General features: G+C 49.1%; 18 protein-coding genes. 2 read left to right on the top strand and 16 right to left on the bottom strand.

What is annotated here, in order from left to right:
• Positions 1–4 precede the first annotated feature (4 nt).
• Positions 5–625 (top strand): hypothetical protein, encoded by a 621-nt coding sequence (locus D888_RS0108125; protein ID WP_020676054.1) that lies wholly within the window; start codon positions 5–7, stop codon positions 623–625.
• A gap of 100 nt (positions 626–725) precedes the next feature.
• On the opposite strand, the gene dxs is transcribed toward D888_RS0108125, so the two are convergent.
• The 4 genes from dxs to xseA all read right to left on the bottom strand — a co-directional run bounded on the left by dxs (position 726) and on the right by xseA (position 5,056).
• Positions 726–2,621, bottom strand: a complete 1,896-nt coding sequence (gene dxs / locus D888_RS0108120; RefSeq protein WP_020676053.1) for a 1-deoxy-D-xylulose-5-phosphate synthase — start codon at positions 2,619–2,621, stop codon at positions 726–728.
• A 35-nt stretch (positions 2,622–2,656) separates the two neighbouring features.
• Positions 2,657–3,559 carry a polyprenyl synthetase family protein gene (locus D888_RS0108115; RefSeq protein ID WP_020676052.1) on the bottom strand — a complete coding sequence of 301 codons (903 nt, stop codon included), beginning with the start codon at positions 3,557–3,559 and terminating at the stop codon, positions 2,657–2,659.
• A complete protein-coding gene (gene xseB / locus D888_RS0108110; protein WP_020676051.1) occupies positions 3,552–3,776 on the bottom strand; it encodes an exodeoxyribonuclease VII small subunit in 225 nt (74 codons plus the stop codon). Before xseB ends, D888_RS0108115 begins: the two co-directional genes overlap by 8 nt.
• Before the next feature lie 65 nt (positions 3,777–3,841).
• Complete coding sequence (gene xseA / locus D888_RS21060) at positions 3,842–5,056, bottom strand: exodeoxyribonuclease VII large subunit (RefSeq protein WP_020676050.1); 1,215 nt, start codon at positions 5,054–5,056, stop codon at positions 3,842–3,844.
• A gap of 228 nt (positions 5,057–5,284) precedes the next feature.
• On the opposite strand from xseA, the gene D888_RS21055 reads away from it, so the two are divergent.
• A complete protein-coding gene (locus D888_RS21055; RefSeq protein ID WP_020676048.1) occupies positions 5,285–6,691 on the top strand; it encodes a ParA family protein in 1,407 nt (468 codons plus the stop codon).
• Positions 6,692–6,697: 6 nt separating this feature from the next.
• Here D888_RS21055 and D888_RS23015 read toward each other — a convergent pair whose 3' ends face one another.
• The 12 genes from D888_RS23015 to D888_RS0108035 all read right to left on the bottom strand — a co-directional run bounded on the left by D888_RS23015 (position 6,698) and on the right by D888_RS0108035 (position 18,235).
• The gene (locus D888_RS23015; protein ID WP_020676047.1) at positions 6,698–7,834 is read right to left on the bottom strand and encodes a divergent polysaccharide deacetylase family protein; all 1,137 of its coding nucleotides are present in this window, start codon (positions 7,832–7,834) and stop codon (positions 6,698–6,700) included.
• A gap of 72 nt (positions 7,835–7,906) precedes the next feature.
• Positions 7,907–9,178 (bottom strand): S41 family peptidase, encoded by a 1,272-nt coding sequence (locus D888_RS0108085; RefSeq protein ID WP_245555001.1) that lies wholly within the window; start codon positions 9,176–9,178, stop codon positions 7,907–7,909.
• A 78-nt stretch (positions 9,179–9,256) separates the two neighbouring features.
• Complete coding sequence (locus tag D888_RS23010) at positions 9,257–10,387, bottom strand: murein hydrolase activator EnvC family protein (RefSeq protein ID WP_020676045.1); 1,131 nt, start codon at positions 10,385–10,387, stop codon at positions 9,257–9,259.
• A 5-nt stretch (positions 10,388–10,392) separates the two neighbouring features.
• Positions 10,393–11,289, bottom strand: a complete 897-nt coding sequence (gene ftsX, locus D888_RS0108075; RefSeq protein ID WP_020676044.1) for a permease-like cell division protein FtsX — start codon at positions 11,287–11,289, stop codon at positions 10,393–10,395.
• Between the two features lie 85 nt (positions 11,290–11,374).
• Positions 11,375–12,040, bottom strand: a complete 666-nt coding sequence (gene ftsE / locus D888_RS0108070; RefSeq protein ID WP_020676043.1) for a cell division ATP-binding protein FtsE — start codon at positions 12,038–12,040, stop codon at positions 11,375–11,377.
• 52 nt (positions 12,041–12,092) lie between these two features.
• The gene (locus tag D888_RS0108065) at positions 12,093–12,506 is read right to left on the bottom strand and encodes a prepilin-type N-terminal cleavage/methylation domain-containing protein (protein WP_026362288.1); all 414 of its coding nucleotides are present in this window, start codon (positions 12,504–12,506) and stop codon (positions 12,093–12,095) included.
• Between the two features lie 3 nt (positions 12,507–12,509).
• A complete protein-coding gene (locus tag D888_RS0108060) occupies positions 12,510–13,001 on the bottom strand; it encodes a type II secretion system protein (RefSeq protein WP_020676041.1) in 492 nt (163 codons plus the stop codon).
• Positions 13,002–13,004: 3 nt separating this feature from the next.
• Positions 13,005–15,491 (bottom strand): secretin N-terminal domain-containing protein, encoded by a 2,487-nt coding sequence (locus tag D888_RS0108055; protein ID WP_083928812.1) that lies wholly within the window; start codon positions 15,489–15,491, stop codon positions 13,005–13,007.
• 17 nt (positions 15,492–15,508) lie between these two features.
• Positions 15,509–16,342 carry a hypothetical protein gene (locus tag D888_RS0108050; RefSeq protein ID WP_156826973.1) on the bottom strand — a complete coding sequence of 278 codons (834 nt, stop codon included), beginning with the start codon at positions 16,340–16,342 and terminating at the stop codon, positions 15,509–15,511.
• On the bottom strand, positions 16,339–16,902 hold the full coding sequence (gene pilO, locus D888_RS0108045) for a type 4a pilus biogenesis protein PilO (protein ID WP_020676038.1): 564 nt from the start codon (positions 16,900–16,902) through the stop codon (positions 16,339–16,341). The genes D888_RS0108050 and pilO overlap by 4 nt, the downstream gene beginning before the upstream one ends.
• A complete protein-coding gene (locus D888_RS0108040) occupies positions 16,902–17,462 on the bottom strand; it encodes a PilN domain-containing protein (RefSeq protein ID WP_020676037.1) in 561 nt (186 codons plus the stop codon). The genes pilO and D888_RS0108040 overlap by 1 nt, the downstream gene beginning before the upstream one ends.
• Positions 17,459–18,235 carry a type IV pilus biogenesis protein PilM gene (locus tag D888_RS0108035; RefSeq protein ID WP_156826971.1) on the bottom strand — a complete coding sequence of 259 codons (777 nt, stop codon included), beginning with the start codon at positions 18,233–18,235 and terminating at the stop codon, positions 17,459–17,461. Before D888_RS0108035 ends, D888_RS0108040 begins: the two co-directional genes overlap by 4 nt.
• Between the last annotated feature and the right edge of the window lie 114 nt (positions 18,236–18,349).

The raw sequence follows: 18,349 nt of genomic DNA, 5'->3' as shown, positions 1-18,349 counted from the left end.
CTTGATGAAAAGGATATTTCTCTTACTCATATTGTTGTTGAGCTTCAATCCGGCCCAGGCGGCCACCCTCAATACGCCGGCCGGCAACCGCCTGAGCTGGCAACTGCCTGCCGGCTGGATAGCACCAACGGAACCGCCTCAAGCCTTACTCGACCAGATCGCGCTTCAGCTCGGCCAGGAAGCCCGGCTCAACGGAAAGAACCCAACACACCGGCAACTCGTGCAAGCAGCTCAACAGCGCCTGACTGTCAACGAATTATTACTCTACCACCCCCGGAGCGGTGCATGGGTCAGTTTTGATTTCAGCCCATTACGACAAGGAGAAGATCCTCCGAGCGCTGCGAGTCTCGAGCTGTCGGCGCACTACGCGCTAGAATCCCTGTCCAGGGAAGACGAATTCCAGCATCCCAGCGGTTCCCAACGCGCTCAATTATTACCGGGAACCCAGGGAACCAGACGGCTTGACGCGCGGTACAGGCAACAGGACGTTGAGGTGCTCTTTAATGGGCTGATCGGCTACCTGACAGGAGAATGGTTCTTCATCTATGCCACCTCCTACCCGGCAAAGGCTGACGTATCGAAGCAGATCGACAAGCTTTTCAGTTCACTAAAATTCGAAACTTAACCTGTGGCGATTAAGGAAATTACTCCTGGATGCCTCACAAAAACAAACGGGTCACCTCATGCGAGGTGACCCTTCTATAATTTGCAGTCCAGAACAAACCTCAAATCTGGACCGACTTGGCCTTTTGGGTCAGGGCTTCGTTAATCCGCTCGCAGATAGACACAGCGTCAATCCCAACCCGCTCTCGCAATTCCGCCTGGGTACCCTGTTCAACAAAATGATCAGCAATACCGACCCGAATCACTGGCTGACAGACGCCATGATCAGACAGAAGCTCCAGAACGGCCGAGCCGAATCCGCCTTGCAGGGCATTCTCCTCGGCAGTCAGCAGCACTGAGACCCGATTCGCAATATCGAGAATCATTTCGCCGTCAAGCGGCTTGATATAGCGCGCGTCGGCCACCAGAAGATCGACCCCCTGCCTGGAAAGTATTTCTGCCGCCTTTAAGGCTTCACCGACCATACTTCCGACGGCAATAATTGCGACCTCTTTCCCCTCACGCAAGATCTCCCCCTTGCCGATGGGAATAGGCTCTACAGATTGCGCCAGAGAGAGCCCTTCACCATTCCCCCGCGGGTAGCGATAGGCGAAAGGTCCATCAAACTCAATTGCGGTCAGCATTGCACGTTTCAATTCAAATTCGTTGCGCGGTGCCATCAACACCAGATTGGGTATGTGTCGCAAAAATGAAAGGTCAAACACGCCATGATGGGTCGGACCATCGGCTCCGACCAGCCCTCCGCGGTCAAGGGCAAAACTGACAGGGAGGTTCTGCAAACAGACGTCATGCAGCACATTGTCATAAGCCCGCTGCAAAAAGGTCGAATAGAGCGCCACCACCGGCCGAAGCCCCCGGCAGGCCAGGCCCGCAGCGAAGGTCACTGCATGCTGTTCGGCGATACCCACATCGAAGAATCGCTTGGGGAAGGCTTCGGCGAAGCCACTGAGCCCGGTCCCTGCAGGCATGGCAGCAGTGATGGCGACAATCCGTTCATCTTTTTCCGCCATCTCACTCAGGGTTTTACCAAAAACACTAGTGTAGCTGACAGCTCCTGGCTTGCCAGGTACAAGTTGCCCGGTTTCACGATCGAACGGTCCGACCCCATGGAACTTGGCGGGCTCTTTTTCAGCCGGCAGATAGCCCTTCCCCTTGCGGGTTGCGACGTGCAACAGGACCGGCCCACGAATGTTCCGTACATTTTTTAAGGTTGCAATCATCTCTGGAAGATTATGTCCGTCAAGCAGCCCGAAATAATCGAACCCGAAGGCTTCGAACAGCATGCCCGGGGTGATAAATCCCTTGAGAGATTCTTCCGCACGCCGGGCGAGATTTACCAGATCCTTACCAAAACCGGGAACATGGTTAAGAATGTTTTCGGTCTCTTTTTTGAAACGTAAAAAGAGCTCACTCGACATTTTACGGCTTAAAAATGATGAGAGCGCGCCGACGTTTGGAGAGATCGACATTTCGTTGTCGTTCAAAATGACAATCAGTTTCTTCTTCAGAGACCCAGCGTGGTTCAGCGCCTCAAAGGCCATTCCGGCAGTCAACGACCCATCGCCAATTACGGCAATGACCCGTTCATCCCCTCCCATAATATCGATACCAGCGCTCATTCCAAGTGCCGCTGAAATCGAGGTGCTTGAATGTCCGACGTCAAAGGCGTCGTGTTCACTCTCTTTACGTTTGGGAAAACCGCTCAGCCCATCAAGTTGACGCAGTGACCCGAAATTCTCGAGCCGCCCCGTCAACAGTTTATGCACGTAGGCCTGATGACCCACATCCCAGACAATCCGATCCCGGGGAGAATCAAACACCTTATGGATCGCAATGGTCAGCTCAACCACCCCAAGAGAACTCCCAAGGTGTCCTCCGCAGGACGCAACCGTTGAAATAATCGTCTCACGCAGTTCAGCCGCCAATTGCTCGAGTTGTGCAAGGTCCATCTTTTTTAGATCAGCCGGACAGGTCAGATTGGTGAGCAATTCATGCATAGATTCAATTACCTCTATCAGGCAAACAACGCCTGTTAAAAAGAACGATTTATTATATAAGCGGCTATCTCGCGCAAGGGACGTGCCTCTTCGCCAAAAGGATCAAGCGCGGCGAGAGCCATGTCACGCAGGTCTCGCGCCCGTTGACGGGCTCCTTCCAGGCCGAGGATCGCCGGATATGTTGCCTTGCCGCGTGCCTCATCACTACCAACATTTTTGCCGAGCAGGGATTGGTCAGCAATAATATCGAGGATATCATCTGCAACCTGAAATGCCAGTCCTGCCGCCTCGCCGTAACGATGCAGAGCGAAGCGTTGGGTGGTATCTGCCCCCCCGATTATGGCACCAATTTCTATAGCCGCGAGAATTAACGCTCCGGTTTTATGTGTATGGATATATTCAAGGGTCGGAAGATCGATTCTCTGCCCTTCGGACTCCATATCAACCACCTGTCCGCCAACCATACCGAGGCTTCCAGCTGCACGGGAAAGCTGGTGGATAATCTCGAGCCGAGCCGGTGCAGTAACGTTCTGCAGAACTTGTGGATTCGACAACAGGATAAATGCTTCGGTTAAAAGCCCATCCCCCGCCAGAATCGCGATCGCCTCACCATAGACCTTATGATTGGTCGGCTTCCCTCGCCGCAGATCGTCATCATCCATCGCCGGCAGATCATCGTGGATCAGTGAATAGCTGTGGATCATTTCAATCGCTGCGGCCGCAGGCAATACGTCTTCGCCCTGGCCACCTACCGCTTCGCAAGCCGCAGACATCAACACCGGGCGGATTCGCTTCCCTCCAGCAAAGAGGGAATAACGCATCGAATCATGCAGACTGCCCGGCAGGGTTTCCGTTTTCGGCACAAAAACGTCAAGCGCTGACTCAACCAATTGCAGACGGTGTTTCAAATAAACGTCGAGGGACCAGTCCTCACTCATCGAAGGGCTCCCGCGTCAGACGACCATCCTGTTGTTTGAGGAGAAGATCAACCTGCAGCTCGACCTTTTCAAGCGCCATGCGGCACTCAGCCGCTGACTTAACCCCCTGTTCAAAAGTTTTCAGGGACTCCTCAAGTTCTAGATCACCCTCTTCAAGGCGTGATACCGCTTCTTCCAGCGCCTTTAACGAGGTTTCAAAGCCTTTCTTTTTTGCCATCAGTCTTCATCTCTCAATTCGCAACACATAAAAATTTTAATTATCACCAGCGGGAGAAGCCGGGGTCAAGTCAATTTCGGTTTTTTTTCGAAGCTTATCCCCAAGACGCTGGCCTCCAACTCACCCTGAGCCAACTGGACACTAATCTGATCCCCCACCTGAACCTGGTCGACATGTAACAGTGGGGTTCCCATTGGCTGCAGGCGTGCCAGAGCATAACCGCGCGCCAATACCCGCAACGGTGAAAGAGCGTCGAGCCGCTCGACCAGGGATTGCAGCATCTGGCCAGACTGCTGCATGCGCAGCAAAATTGATCGTTTGAAACGTTGCTCGAACTCATCCAGTTGCCTCCGTCGCTGATGAAGGGTGTCTACTGGAGACACGAGACGACGTGTCAGACCATCAAAACGCAGGCGCATCAAGCTGAGCCGACCTTGCATGATGCGTCCAAGACGCATCAGCAACTGATCGCAGTGACTCTCCACCTCTTCACGGTTTTTTACCACCATCTCGGCCGCTGCCGTCGGTGTTGGTGCGCGCAGATCGGCGACCAGATCGGCAATACTGAAATCAACCTCGTGACCAACAGCGGAAACAACCGGCAGAATCGAAGCCGAAATCGCGCGAGCAACCACCTCCTCACTGAAAGCCCAGAGATCTTCAAGGGAACCTCCGCCACGTCCGATGATTAGAACATCCGCGCTCCCTTCCTGGTTTAAATCAGCGATCGCCTCAGCGATCTCAGCTGCGGCCCCCGCCCCCTGGACACGGACCGGACGAAGTAACACCCTCACCCCACTTGAACGACGCCGCAAAGTATTCAAAATATCATGGATCGCAGCTCCGGTAGCGGAGGTGACAACCCCAATGATCTGAGGAAATTCAGGAAGAACCTTTTTCCGCTCCTGGGCAAACAACCCTTCGGCCGCCAGCTTCTGCTTTAATTGTTCAAAAGCCAACTGCATCCCACCGATTCCAGAAGGCTCAACACTTTCGACAATCAACTGAAGTTCGCCCCTTTGAGGATAGACCGAGGCCCTTCCACGACAAATGACCTGCATACCGTTTTCGGGTATAAATTTCAGCAGCCGACTGTGACTGCGGAACATCGCGCAACGCAACTGGCCACGATCATCCTTAAGAGTGAAATAGCAATGCCCGGAACCTGGCTTAGAAAAATTGGAGATCTCCCCTTCGACGAAAACTTCTACAAAATTCTCTTCGATCAAGTCTTTCAACAGATCAACCAAACTTGAAACTGAAATCACTGGCAATGACATGTTTCCCTTATTTTATAGTGGCTTGATAATTCATACCTGACATTATGATTTAACTTCAGGGGTCAGGCTTCATTGACACGGACTCACCGTTACCCTATAAACAACGACGGCTGGAGCCCGTAAAAATAGCTGAAATCCTCGGGGCTCGTCCGCTTCACCCGTTTAAAAACATCTGCTGTCTTAAATGGTATACCAAGATGGCTCTTCAGGTCATCAACGAGGAAACACATGGCCCGACCCTACGTCATTACAGTATCGAGTGAAAAAGGGGGTGTTGGTAAAACCACTCTCGCCACTAACCTGGCAATCTATCTCAAAGCACTGGCGAAAGACCTGCAAGTGACCTTGCTCAGCTTTGATAACCATTTTACCGTTGATCGCATGTTTCGTCTGAGTCACGAACAGGCAGACTATCACGTCGGGCATCTTTTTAAAGGGATCTCTCCGACCGACCTGATCGTGCAGGGGGAATACGGCGTACAGATTATCCCATCGTGCAGCAATCTAAATTATTTCAATGCCGAAGCCCCGGTTGATGAAAGCCTCGCTGGCATCCTCAGCCAGTCAGAACTGGGTGGCATCCTGATCATCGACACCTGCCCAATTCTGGATCCCTATACCCGGAATGCCCTGTTTGCCGCGGATCGGGTGATTGTACCAGTCAAGGACGCGCCGTCCCTGGAAAACTGTCAGCATCTCGCAAGGTTCTACAGCGATCACGGAATAAAACATAGCCCCTTACGCCTCCTCCCCTGCTTGCTCGACACACGTATCCGTTACAAAGGGCCTTTTGGAAACTCATACCAACTGCTCAAGGCCTACGCCATAAACCGCGGGTATCGTTGTTTTGAAGGGTTTATCGCCAAAAGTCCCAAGGTTGAGTCGTTAGGCACCAACCCTGAAGGCAAGGTTTATCCGATTTTGACCCATGGTCGTGCGACCGAAGTTCATTTACAATTCAGGCACCTCGCACGGCAGGCGTATCTCGAATATCTGGAAAAAGGCCCACATCGCATTAATGAAATATTGGCCGTACATGAATCCCGGTCTGAATTGCACGACCAAAGGGAACGGCAACGCCGCCAGCGGCTCTTCACCAAATGTCTCTGCTGCGATCGCTCTTTTGAATCACAAGAGTTACCAGCTGCCTTTTATATTGAATCTTCAGCTCGGGATATTTGTGGATTTATTGAAGAACACTGCTTCTATGAGATGATTTTCGGTAACCTGTATGGCAGCCAAAAGGCCGAGGTCAGTGTGGCGGTCAAAGAAATTTTCGAAGAGACCGCCCAGCGATCATATTTTTTAATGCAACGGCCCGAACCGACCCGTATCTCGCTGGCTCGGCTCGATCCACAAGGAGAAACGCTTTTTCAGAGGGTTAGTGATATAAAATCGACTCGGAGTTTTATGCGCCGTGGGACGCCCCTGTTACACCATCTTTTGGATCTCGCCCTGCCAATCAACAATCCAAAACGGATGCTGCTCATCAAATATTGTGCGGCCCCTGCACATGAAATTCTGCAAGAAACCGCCTATGCACGGTTCCAGACAGTTTTCAGCCGAGCGCGTCTCGACTTCGAAACACCCGAAAATTCAGAAGACGAAATTTATTGCAACCCGGTGTTCCCCTGATCAGCATTAATAACGGTTGACTAATCGAGAAACCAAAACAAAATCAACTTGTTGCTCATGTAGCCAGCCAGTATTTTGCCGCAGGGCCTGAAACGTTTGCGGATAGGGGTGGCAAATCGCAATCGCGGTCCCCTTCGCTTCGGCAATTTTCACCATTTTGTGTAATTGTTTGGCGATATAATCAACATTCTCCTCATTGTCGAGAAAAATATTGCGCTCAGCTGTCTGTAAACCCATAAGTCGGGCTTCGTCAAAAGCGACCGAGTCTCCAATCGTACGACTATCTACAAAAAAGAGTCCCGCAGCCTTCAGGCCTTCGAGCACGGTATGCATCGCAGGTCGATCTTCCGTAAATCGCGAACCCATATGGTTATTTCCACCAACGGCACCTGGCACCAATTTAATGTACTGCTGAAGGCGCTGTTTGATTTCATCGGTTGTCAAGTTAACCAGTAACGCATCCGGTCCGGGACTGATTGACGGGTAGTTTTTGGGCTCCATCGGCAGATGGATCATGTATTCACGCTTTTTTTCTTGCATGATTCCGGCACCACGGGTCGCATAGCTGGCCAGTGGCAGGATAGCTGGAGTAATCGGCAAATCAACTGACAGCAGCGCATCAAATACCGCATGATTGCTCCCCATATCATCCATAATAATGGCAATACGGGGGCGTTTTTGCCTTACCTCCTCGGGGACATGATAGCGCAACTCCATGCGCAGAATTCCCTGCCAGTAGACACGAACTATGCCCTGCCGCGGGGAAAGATCCAGTTGAGCCGGGCTATTTGTCAGAGCGATGCGGGTTGAGAGTTCCATCAAGCGAATTTGTTCCGGATAGTCTCCATACATCTGCAATAACACGAGTTCTTGAGGGCTATTGAGACGCCGCCAGCCTTCAGAATGACTACTCATGAGGAGTTCATTTTCGACCAGTTGATCAACATCGGCGTAGGTTGAAATATGAATTTTGGGTGCAGGTGGAGTCACTCCCGGCGGTATTTTGAGATTGAAGTAGACGATCAGTCCTGCCAGGGTTAAGGCTCCACTGACCAGAGCTGCAATCGCAAGCATCAAGCCATGGCCCTGAAAATATTGGCGAGATTTGGCTTTTTTCTTCACTGGTTTCTTTTTACTTGCCATGGCCCCTACTCAAAACAACAGGACGACTCATTGCTCGCCCTGATAAAAATTTATCGACACACAGAAAGCACTTCACAATGTCTGTCCCACCTTGATCTGCTGAAAATACCCTACCCCTTTTAACAGGTCGAAGGCGCGCATTAACTGATAATCGTGGATTTGATCAGAATCGGACGAGATATTTTCGGTCGGCTTTGATTTCATGCTCTCGGCCTTAAAATGGTGTTCAAGATCTTTTTCACGGTAGTGCCCCTTGGCTGCTGGTGCTGCAGGCAGTTCGATTTGTGCTACTTCAATATCTGGAGTAATTCCGCGCGCCTGAATTGATGTCCCACTTGGCGTATAGTAAAGAGCCGTCGTCAACCGCAAACCGGAATGATCGCTCAAGGGGATGATCGTCTGAACCGAACCTTTACCGAAGGTCTTCTCCCCGAGAAGGAGAGCTCGTCCGTGATCATGGAGTGCTCCAGCAACAATTTCGGAGGCGCTGGCACTCCCTTCATTGATTAGCAGAATCAACGGATAGTCTGGCTCGGTCCCACTGGCAGAGGCCTGAAACCGCAACTGGTTCTCTTTATCTCGCCCTTTGGTGTAAACGATCAGTCCCTTGCTTAAGAACATATCCGAAACCTCAACAGCCTGGTCCAGCAACCCTCCAGGGTTGTTACGCAGATCAAGAATTAATCCTTTAAAATGATCCTTATTTTCAAGCCTGATTTTCGCAAGCAGATCTTTTAATTCCTGCCCCGTCCGTTCCTGGAACTGGTTGATCCTGGCGTAGCCGTAACCAGGAGCAAGTGTCCGTCCGCTAACACTGTGAACCTGTATGACCTCACGCATCAGGTCAAAATTGAGAAGCTTTTCGTCACCCGCCCGTCGGATCTGAAGGGAAATCTTCTCACCAATGGCGCCACGCATCATGCGCACCGCATCCATCAGATCAATATCCTGGGTCGATTTCCCGTTAATTCGGACAATTTGATCCAGAGCTTTAATGCCCGCCCGCGAAGCTGGTGTTCCTTCGATTGGAGAGACAACAATCAAAATACCCTGATCAAGTGTCACCTCAATCCCGACTCCGCCAAATTCACCGTGAGTATCAGCCTGCATCTCTTCGTAAAGCTCAGGCGTTAAAAAACTGCTGTGTGGATCCAGGGTTGCCAGCATGCCACGGATGCCTCCGTATATCAGGTCACGGATATTAACCTCTTCAACGTAACTCCGATGAATGATAGCCAGCACATCAGTAAAGAGCTCAATATCTTCATAGGCATTGCTCGCCGGCTGAGCTGTAGTTGAATCCACCTGTTCAGCTATCGCAACCTGAACCCAAAAACAGGACATGAACATGAAACCTATTAACAATCTGCGCATGCTCGTCATAATCACCTCATTCGCTTCACTACAAACAGCATAATAATCTTATCTGGGCGTCAGCCAGTTGAGAGGATTTACCGGCGCACCGTTCTGGCGAATCTCAAAATAAATCCCCTCTTCCCCGGGTAAACCCGCTACCGCGATAACATCCCCCTGTTCGACTGAATCCCCAACCTGTTTAAGCAATTTTTCAGCCTGTGCATATAGCGTATGAAAGCCACCGGGATGTGAAACGATCAACAGGTTACCATATCCTTTGAACCAACTGGCAAAAGCAACTTTACCAGGGGCCACAGCCTTCACCTGGGTCCCCTTAGCCGCCGATATTTCAATACCATGACTTTCATACAAAGTGCCGAATTCCGGATTTTTCTGGGTACCAAATCCAACCAGTAGGCCGCCAGACAATGGCCAGGGCAGCTTCCCCTGCCGCGAAGCAAATGGGCCTGATCCACTACTCTGATTTGGTTTCAGTTCACGGACTAAATTCTCAAGTCGCGCAGCTTTTTCCAGTAACTTCTGGACCTCGGCGTGTAACTGGGTTTTATTCTGACGAACCTTACGCAAAACCTGCGCCTGCAGTTTTCGAGCAGAGCGTGCATCTTCACCTTCTTTATTCTCGGCTACGAGTCGCTGCTCTTGTTGCTTTTTCAAGGTTTTCAGCTGTGACAAACGCTTCTGTTGCTGCTCTAACACCAGCCGAAAGGTGGCCATCAGTTCCTTGTCATTGGCAAGAATACGCGAGAGATAGGTATATTGCTCGGCCAATTCCATCGGAGAGCTGGAAGAGAACAGAACCTTGAGTAATCCTGAATTATTATCTTTATAAAGCGAAACCAAGCGTTTTTTCAGTAGTACCTCTTGTGCCCCCTGAGCCTGTCGGCCCTGATTTATATCTTCCAGCAGATTGTTAATTTTCTTTTGGGCCTGTCGCCCTTCGGTCTTTAGCTGGGTGATGCGCCGATCAATTTCCTGCAGACTTGTATTAATGGCGACAAGATCGCGTAACAACGAAAGTTCTTGTTGATGTTGAGCGTTGAGCGACTGGTTAGCTTGGTCGATTCGCTGCCGAATCTGTTGAAGGCGTGCACGGTTATCCTGCTGCTCCCCCGCCGAAACCAAACGGGGGAAGGACAAAAAACAGGAAAAGAGAGATAGCAACAGCAGAAAACGCATAGAGACTATAGCCGGACAAATTTGCGCAGAGAGGCCAGACTCCCGAGTAGCCCAAGAAATACCCCGCACACGACAAGAATAAGCTGTTGGTCCCCAGAAAGAAAAACCGGGTCAAATCCAATCGGTGTCAGCCAGAAAGATTGCAAACTTTTCTGGAGCAATAATTTATAGCTGAGACCCAAAAATCCAAGGGCGAGAAGACCGCTGGCAAACCCTTGCATGGCGCCTTCAAGTAAAAAGGGGATTTGGATAAATCTTTTTGTCGCGCCGACCAGAGCCATTATTTCAAGCTCATCACGACGTGCATAAAGCGTCAGTTTGATCGTATTGGAGACAATAAAAAGTGCCGCAAACATAAAAAAGCTACCAAGGATCAACCCGACAAACTTCAGCAGGTCAACAAAGTTTTCAAAACGTTCCAGCCATTCCTGCCCAAATTGTAAATCATTAAAGCGTTTATCCTTTTTTAATTCAGCAACAACCCGAGCAACCCCCTCCCGAGTGTGAGATCCTTCCTTAAGGGTAACCTCAAGGGACGCGGGCAAGACATTTTGACTGACTCCTTCAAGCAAACTGGCATCATCACCAAGGCGGGATTCAAAACGCTTAAGCGCTTCAGCCTGTGAAACAAAGACGACCTGTTTAACATCCGGTAGGTTTTCGATCTTACTTGTCAACGGGGCGATAAGATCACGGGCGGGGGGGGCATCAAAATAAGCGACAACCTGCACCTCTTTACTCCAGCGTGTTGCCAGTCCCTGAATATTGAGCACGACCAGAAAAAAGGTGGCCATGGTAGCCAACGCAACGGCCATTGTTAAGATCGCTGCCGTACACAACACCGGCCACTGGCGCATGTTACGCAGTGCTCGGAGGATAAAATAACGAATCTTTTCCAACACGTCCTGAACCTTTAGAGGTTAAATACCTCAGTATTTTCGGCAGTTTGAATAAATCAACACGACTACACGGATAGTTGGTGATGTTTTAAGGTTGATGATCCATAATCAATCGCCCAGCTTCAAGCCCCAGAACCCTTTTAGGAAATCTTTTATAAAGGCTGTGATCATGTGTTGCGAGTAAAACCGTCGTTCCACGAGCGTTGGCTCGTTTGAACAGCTCCATAATTTCGAGGGTAACCTCCTGATCGAGATTTCCGCTCGGCTCATCTGCCAGCAGGATCAGAGGGTCCACCACCAGAGCCCGGGCTATAGCAATCCGCTGTTGTTCGCCGCCGGAAAGTTCGACAGGCCGTCTTTGCAAACGATGCTCCAACCCCACCTCCTTCAACGCCTGATAGACCTTTTTACTCACTTCATAACGTTTTTTCCCTTGCGCTTCGAGCGCAAAGGCGACGTTTTCGTAGACTGTCCGACTGCTCAGTAATTTGAAGTCCTGAAAAACAACCCCTATTTTACGGCGCAAGAAAGGGATCTGACGACTTGGCATGCGCGTAATATTTTGACCATTAATCAGAATTTGTCCACGAGTCGGACGATAAGCACCATATAACATACTGAGAAATGTCGTTTTCCCGGCACCGGAAGGCCCTGTTACATAGGTAAATTCACCCTTCTCGATGTGTACAGACATCTCACGGAGAGCAACACTCTCCCTGCCGTAAGATTTGGTGACATTGAATAACTGAATCATTACAGAATTTCTCTGGCGCATGCCTAGACATAAAGGAGAACACTAACATCGATTACCACTGGTTGTAGGGGGTCCCATTCTGGCCGATTTGATCACTACCACTCTTAATATCAAAGCAACCGCCCTCTACAAAATCGCCGTTTTCGGTTGGTTCGGGTGGTACACATTTCCAGGTATCTGAAGCACCGGTAAACGGATCACGCGGCAAACCTCGCAGATAATGTCCAGAGATCAGGTCTTCCAGAGTATCGGGATAGTGCCCCTTGTCCGCATAAAAGCCATCAAGCGAACGACGCATCTGATAGAGATCTTCACTAAGCACAGTCTCACGAGCCTTCAATTGATGCTTGAGATAGCTCGGCACAGCAATGGCGGCAAGAATTCCCATGATTGACATAACAACCATGAGTTCTATGAGGGTGAAACCATGCTGGCCAAGGCCCCTGTTATTGAAAAATTTCATCATCTGTTACCAACTACTATAAGGGGTGCCATCAAGACCAATCTTGGTACTCTGAGAGTGCACATCGTATATATCCTCTCCACCCCAAACCGTTGAGTCATAATCATCCGCATATGAGCGAAAGCCCCAACCCTCGTCATTGTCATCAAATGGATCCTGCGGTATGCGGCGCAGATATTTATGTTTGTTTTCGTATAAACCACCCCAGTCATTCCCTTCAACCAAAGACATTAAGTCTGGTGGATAACCGGATTCACCAACCGTCGCAATTATTTTCTTTTCTTTAACGGCCTTGTCATAATCGGCTTTATATTCATCGAGAGCGGTACGTATGGTGCGTAACGCACGACGTAATTCCATCTCCTTGGTTCGCTGAACGGTAATTTCAGCATAGGGGACGATAGCAGTGGCCAATATGGCAAGTATCCCCATGGCAATGACCATTTCAAGCAGAGTCAGACCGCGACGACAGCTGAGCCTTTTCAGGAATAAGTTCAAAATCTACTGCACCTCGACGATCAATCCGCGACTATCAACCGCCAATCTTTCTCCCGCGGGATTACGAAAGTTTATCCGTTCCGGGGCGATAGAAACCTTCCCTGCGGCCTTCGCTTTAAATTCGAGGGTAGCCAAAAGACCACCGCCAGAAGCGCCCTTCCCACCAGCTCCCTGTTTAAGTCCGACGACAATCCGGCCAGAATCGGACATCGGTGTACTCGTAAAAATGGTTTTTTCTCCGCCCTGTTGTAAAAAAGACCCTTCTGAGGCTTTGACAAATTCAACCAAATTTGGATCGAACCGGATATAAAGTGGAGCACTAAAAAGATTTTTTACATCCTGAATCGACAGGGAGAGCACAAAATGACTGCCGACCTTCACTACCCGGTCACCCTCAAGGAAAATTGAGGGTCGAGTGATGACTGGTGGTGTCAGAAGCTCTGGTAAAACGACTTGTGGAACAGGTGCGCCCAACCCCGAGTCAACTGATGAGGTCTTCTGCTTTAGTTCACTCTTGGTTATCGGTTTCACCGGCGCCACAGGAGCTGGAATTTGCTGCGGTTGGTCCATCGGTTTATCGCCAGATACGGGAGTTGAATTTACAGATACAGGCTTGCTTGAGAATTGAGGTTGAAATGGAATAATAGCCGTTGAGGTTTGTGAAGGCACTACTTTAATAGGTGTATTCCCCTGCCCCTCAAGATACTCATCTGCGAAGGAGCCGAAATTACGACCAACCCTAAGATCGTCCTCGCCACCAGACCAGATAGTAGCTGTTTCACCTTCGGGTAATTTAAGTGAACGCACGATGTGCGGAGTTATTGACAGCAGAATTTCACGTTTAGTTTTATCCTTGGCATAATTTGAAAAGAGAGCTCCCAACACGGGGATATCACTGAGTATCGGAATTCCTGTTTTTGACTTGCTATTGTCATCACGCAGCAAACCGCCAATGATCGTCTGCACACCATCCTTAAGGATCAGTTCCGTGTTGGCATTCGTGGTCGAGATGGTCAGAACGGTTGTCCCTTGGTTGATGGTGTCGCGGTTCGAAACATTGCTGACCTCCAATCCGATCTTGGTCACGATAGTGTCGTCCAGTTGAATTGTCGGTTCGATGTCAAGCTTGACCCCGACATCGACATACTGAACACTGTCGGAGCGCTGATCACCGTTCGTGCCGCTGGTTGTCACTGTGACTACGGGCTCACGACTACCGATATGGACTTTCGCCTTACCCTTATTCTTAACCCTGATTTTAGGACTGGCCAGAATTTCAGCGTCACCATTTTTTTTGCTCAGATCGAAAGATGCCGAAGGAATCTGATATAAAAATTTCATATTATTGAAACTGCTTGTGATTACAGAACCAATTGCGTCAGCGCCCCCGGGAACTTTCAATCCCGCCGAAATGGTTGATGGGAGCGTTGCCCCGATTTTAAGATTTTTTGTATGGCTGACCTCAACCAGCTCAAGGTCAAAAACCACCTCGGAGGTTGGGCGATCATTGGCTTCAATAATTTTTTGAGCCAGACGTATAACCTCAGGAGTATCCCGCAGAACTATGGCATTCAATTCCTCATGAACATAAATCTTGCGAACTTGCAGCATGGTCCGCAAGAGATTAACCGCTTTTTTGGCATCAATATTTGATAGATAAAAAGTCTGAATGACCTGGTCTCCAAACTGTTTCTGTTTAGCTTTAGAGTTTGGGAAGAGGATAATCGTCTTGGAATTCAAGATCTTTTTATCGAGATTGTTCATGCGCAGCAAAAGCTCTAAAGCCTGAGCGAAAGTGGCCTTTTCAAGGAAAAGTGTCGTGGTTTGAGTCCGTATATCGTCATCAAGAATAAAACGAATGCCCGACAGCTGAGTCAGGATGTCAAAAACATCTGGTAAATTGGCTGCTTTGAAATTTAAGGTGATCGGCTCACTCGAGGTTACTTCGAGTTCAATCCCATCAATCATTGTAGAAGAGTGCCGCATAAGTTCTTTTTGCAGATCGAGTGCAGGTTGATAATCAGTTAATATCCCCAATGCATCTTTCACCAACTGATTTGCCTGCTTGAAATGGCGATCCCTCATCATTTTTTTTGCTTCAGTAACCATCTTTTCGGCTTCAATATGCAATTCAGCCTGATGCGCCTTGATCTGACTCGTTTCGTTTGAGGCATCTAAACCTTTTGAAAGTTGGAACTCCTGGAGTGCGCCCTGAAAATCATTGGCCTCCAGCAGGTCACTACCCTTTTTTTCGTGAACCAGAGAGGCACTCTGACGCGCAAGTTGCAGGCGCATGCGATATTCCGCAATTGTAGGACTATCATCGACGGCTTCGGCATAAGCAAGCACAGCATTATCATAATCACCGACAGCATAGAGTTTTTGGGCTCGGCTGAAAGCGGCAGAGCCGGCACAACCAGTCAGCATCAGGAACAGAAGTCCCATTGAAAAAAATTTCATTAATTCTGAACCTCGCTGTCTATTGTTCATTATCAACCCCACATATATCAGTTTGCACCAACCCCGGGGGATGGTGGTTCAACCCCGGGGGATGGTGGTTCAACCCCGGGGGATGGTGGTTCAACCCCGGGGGATGGTGGTTCAACCCCGGGGGATGGTGGTTCAACCCCGGAAGATGGTGGTTCAACCCCGGAAGATGATGGTTCGGTCTCTGGTGTAGTCGGCAAGAGGAATGGTGAAGTTTCAACCGGTACTGGGCGTACAACCCTCATCGTCGACCTGCCCACTGTGCGAGAGTTTCTTCCTGAGGAAAAAACATTTCTAACTTTGGCTTCCGTCAGAGGGATTTTAACCTCCCCTGCTCCATTTAAGCGTCCAATGGTAATCTGCTGACTATCAAGTTCAGTGACGCGAAACTCACCAGCAAATTGCTGGTTTTTCTTTAGTAGATAAATCTTCCCCTGCAGCGAAACAAAGGCAGTTAACTCTCCCCCTTTTTGCAAAAAGCCAAGAACTCGAAAACCAGGCATAGGAGAGCTGACATTTTGTACGGGTACGGGAGGAGGTGGTGCCTGAACAATAACAACAGGCGCGGGTGGCACCACTGGCGCCACAATTATTTTTGGCGTTTGTTTTACTGGAGGGGGTGGAAACAACTGCCTAAATAAATTTATTTTTGGCTGACTAAACTTAAGATGGCTTCCACCACTAAAATCAAACTGCTGCTTAGCGTCTCGACCATTACCTGTCCCAGCTTTAGCCTCAGATTGTAGCAGGGCATGGACATGTTCTTCATGCGGCATGTTCTGCCAGAGGTAATACAGCGAGAAGCCAGCCCCCAGAATAAATAGGACGAGAAGAGCTCGGGAATTTTTCATCATTCCCCTCCCTGAAAAAACGTCTTCAATTCTATTTGCAAACCGACAACGTCATTCTTTTCCTGATGGTGGCTATTCAGGGAAATTTTATCGAGTATCAGCACTGATGGAGAATTTTCGAGCAGATATATAAATTTCTTCAATTGAGGATAGCTGCCACTAACCCCAAAATTAAGCGTATAACTCAGCAATTTTGTTGTCTCTACCGGTTTGGCCACATATGAAATCTGAGCAATATCAATACCGGCATCCCCAGCATAAGAGTAGATCCGCCCGATAAAATTACCGAGCCCGCTTCGCTGAGGGATAATCTGGTAAAAATGTTCAAGGTCTTCAGCAATTCCAGTAATTTTTTCACCACCGCCTTCTTCCAGGCGCTGCTGTGCAATTTGTAATTCGCTCTGATTTGTCTGGAGCTGAGTATTTATCTCCACAATTTTCTGATCAAACCAGAAGATCTGAATAAAATGAAAAGCAAAAACCAGTAAAATAAGGGCCGAAAGCAGAAAAATCTTACGCCGATTCTCCTCCCAGAAAGCCCGTATGAATTGTTCACGCAACATCAAAAGACCCCCTCAATCTGAAGAGAAAAGGAGATCGCTTCACGTTCTACGTCTGCATAATCACGTACTTTAATTCGGCTATGGTTTTGAAGATAAACCTGATCAAACTCACTTTTCTTTAGTAAACGATCAAGAAAAAGACGCATCGCTTTAAGATCCACTGCCTGTCCACGAAGACTGAGGCTTTTCTTTTTATAATTGGGCTGAAAATCCGTAAGACTGACACCCTCCGGGAGTAATTTCTCCATGCGATCCAAAAGCGCGGTCCAACGGAAAGCGTCCTGCGCAAGAAGCTCTCCAACGATTTCGTGTTCCTTTTCAAGAAAACCCCGTTCAGCGCTCGTAAGTGTTTTCCTGGGGCCTCCTTGTAACCGCAGCAGCTCTTGTTGAGTCTCTTGAACCTGTTGCTGAATGAGGTGCAACATTTTGTTGCTCTCTATCATGGTATTTGCTGCCCAACCAACCGAAAGCAGAAGAATGCACAGGAAAACAATAAATCCACTATTTAAAGCGCGTCTATTGAGATAACTCCGACTTGCAAGATTTAGAGTCAGTTTCATCCTTTATCCCACATCAGGCTTTCGGCGGAACCAATTGCAGCGGCCATCCCTGCAGCTTCAGCGCTGGACAAAATCAAGTTCTCCTGCCCTGAAAGAGTGGTAAGGGGTGAGGGTAAGTTTTGAATCTGCCGATCAAACGCCGAAGAGATTGCATCATTTAGAGATTTTTGATCTTCCCAATCCGATTGCAAATAAAGCACCGAACGAGAAAAAACAATATGTCCACTACGATAAGTCACCAGCGAACGATTGATCTCTCTAAAAACAGTTTCGGCATCAGTCATGCCAGCTTTGGCGCGATGAAAATCAAGTACCCCATTTTGAACCGTCAAGATGCTCATTTGCTGCTGATGAAGCGCAACGAAAATAAAATCGGCCCCAAGATCAACCTTGGATCGGTAGCAGTTGTATATTTGAAGGGATTGAAAATCAATTAAGGAAACTGAAAACCCGGCCGCTGCCAATAGTTCTTCATACTGATTACGGATCTGCGTATCAATCACCGAGACCAGTACCCGACGGCTACCAGGCTCACGCTCGCCAATAATCTGGAAATCAAGTTCAATGTTCCGATAATTATCAGGTAGTTTTTCTTTAAGTTGCCAGCGTACTATATCGATCCCTTGTTGGCGATTTTTAAACGGGGTTTCAACATCGAGCAAAAAAATATGCCCTGTCGCATCAGGTAAACAGAGGGCTATTCGCTCTTCACGCCCTGCAAGGGGGAGCAGGACTTCCTTGACCCCATCTATGAAAACCTGTGGTACGAGCACATTAAGCTCGCGGGCCGTCGGAGATATGACCTCTTCACTGAAGCGCAGCGTCTGGCCTCCGACAAGAACACGTCGTCTCCCCTTACGCCTCAAGGAGACTGATCGTAAACCCTG

The sequence above is a fragment of the Geopsychrobacter electrodiphilus DSM 16401 genome, assembly GCF_000384395.1.
Classification (GTDB): domain Bacteria; phylum Desulfobacterota; class Desulfuromonadia; order Desulfuromonadales; family Geopsychrobacteraceae; genus Geopsychrobacter; species Geopsychrobacter electrodiphilus.
Note: the sequence above shows the minus strand (reverse complement) of the source record. Positions and strands in the feature narration are given on the sequence as shown.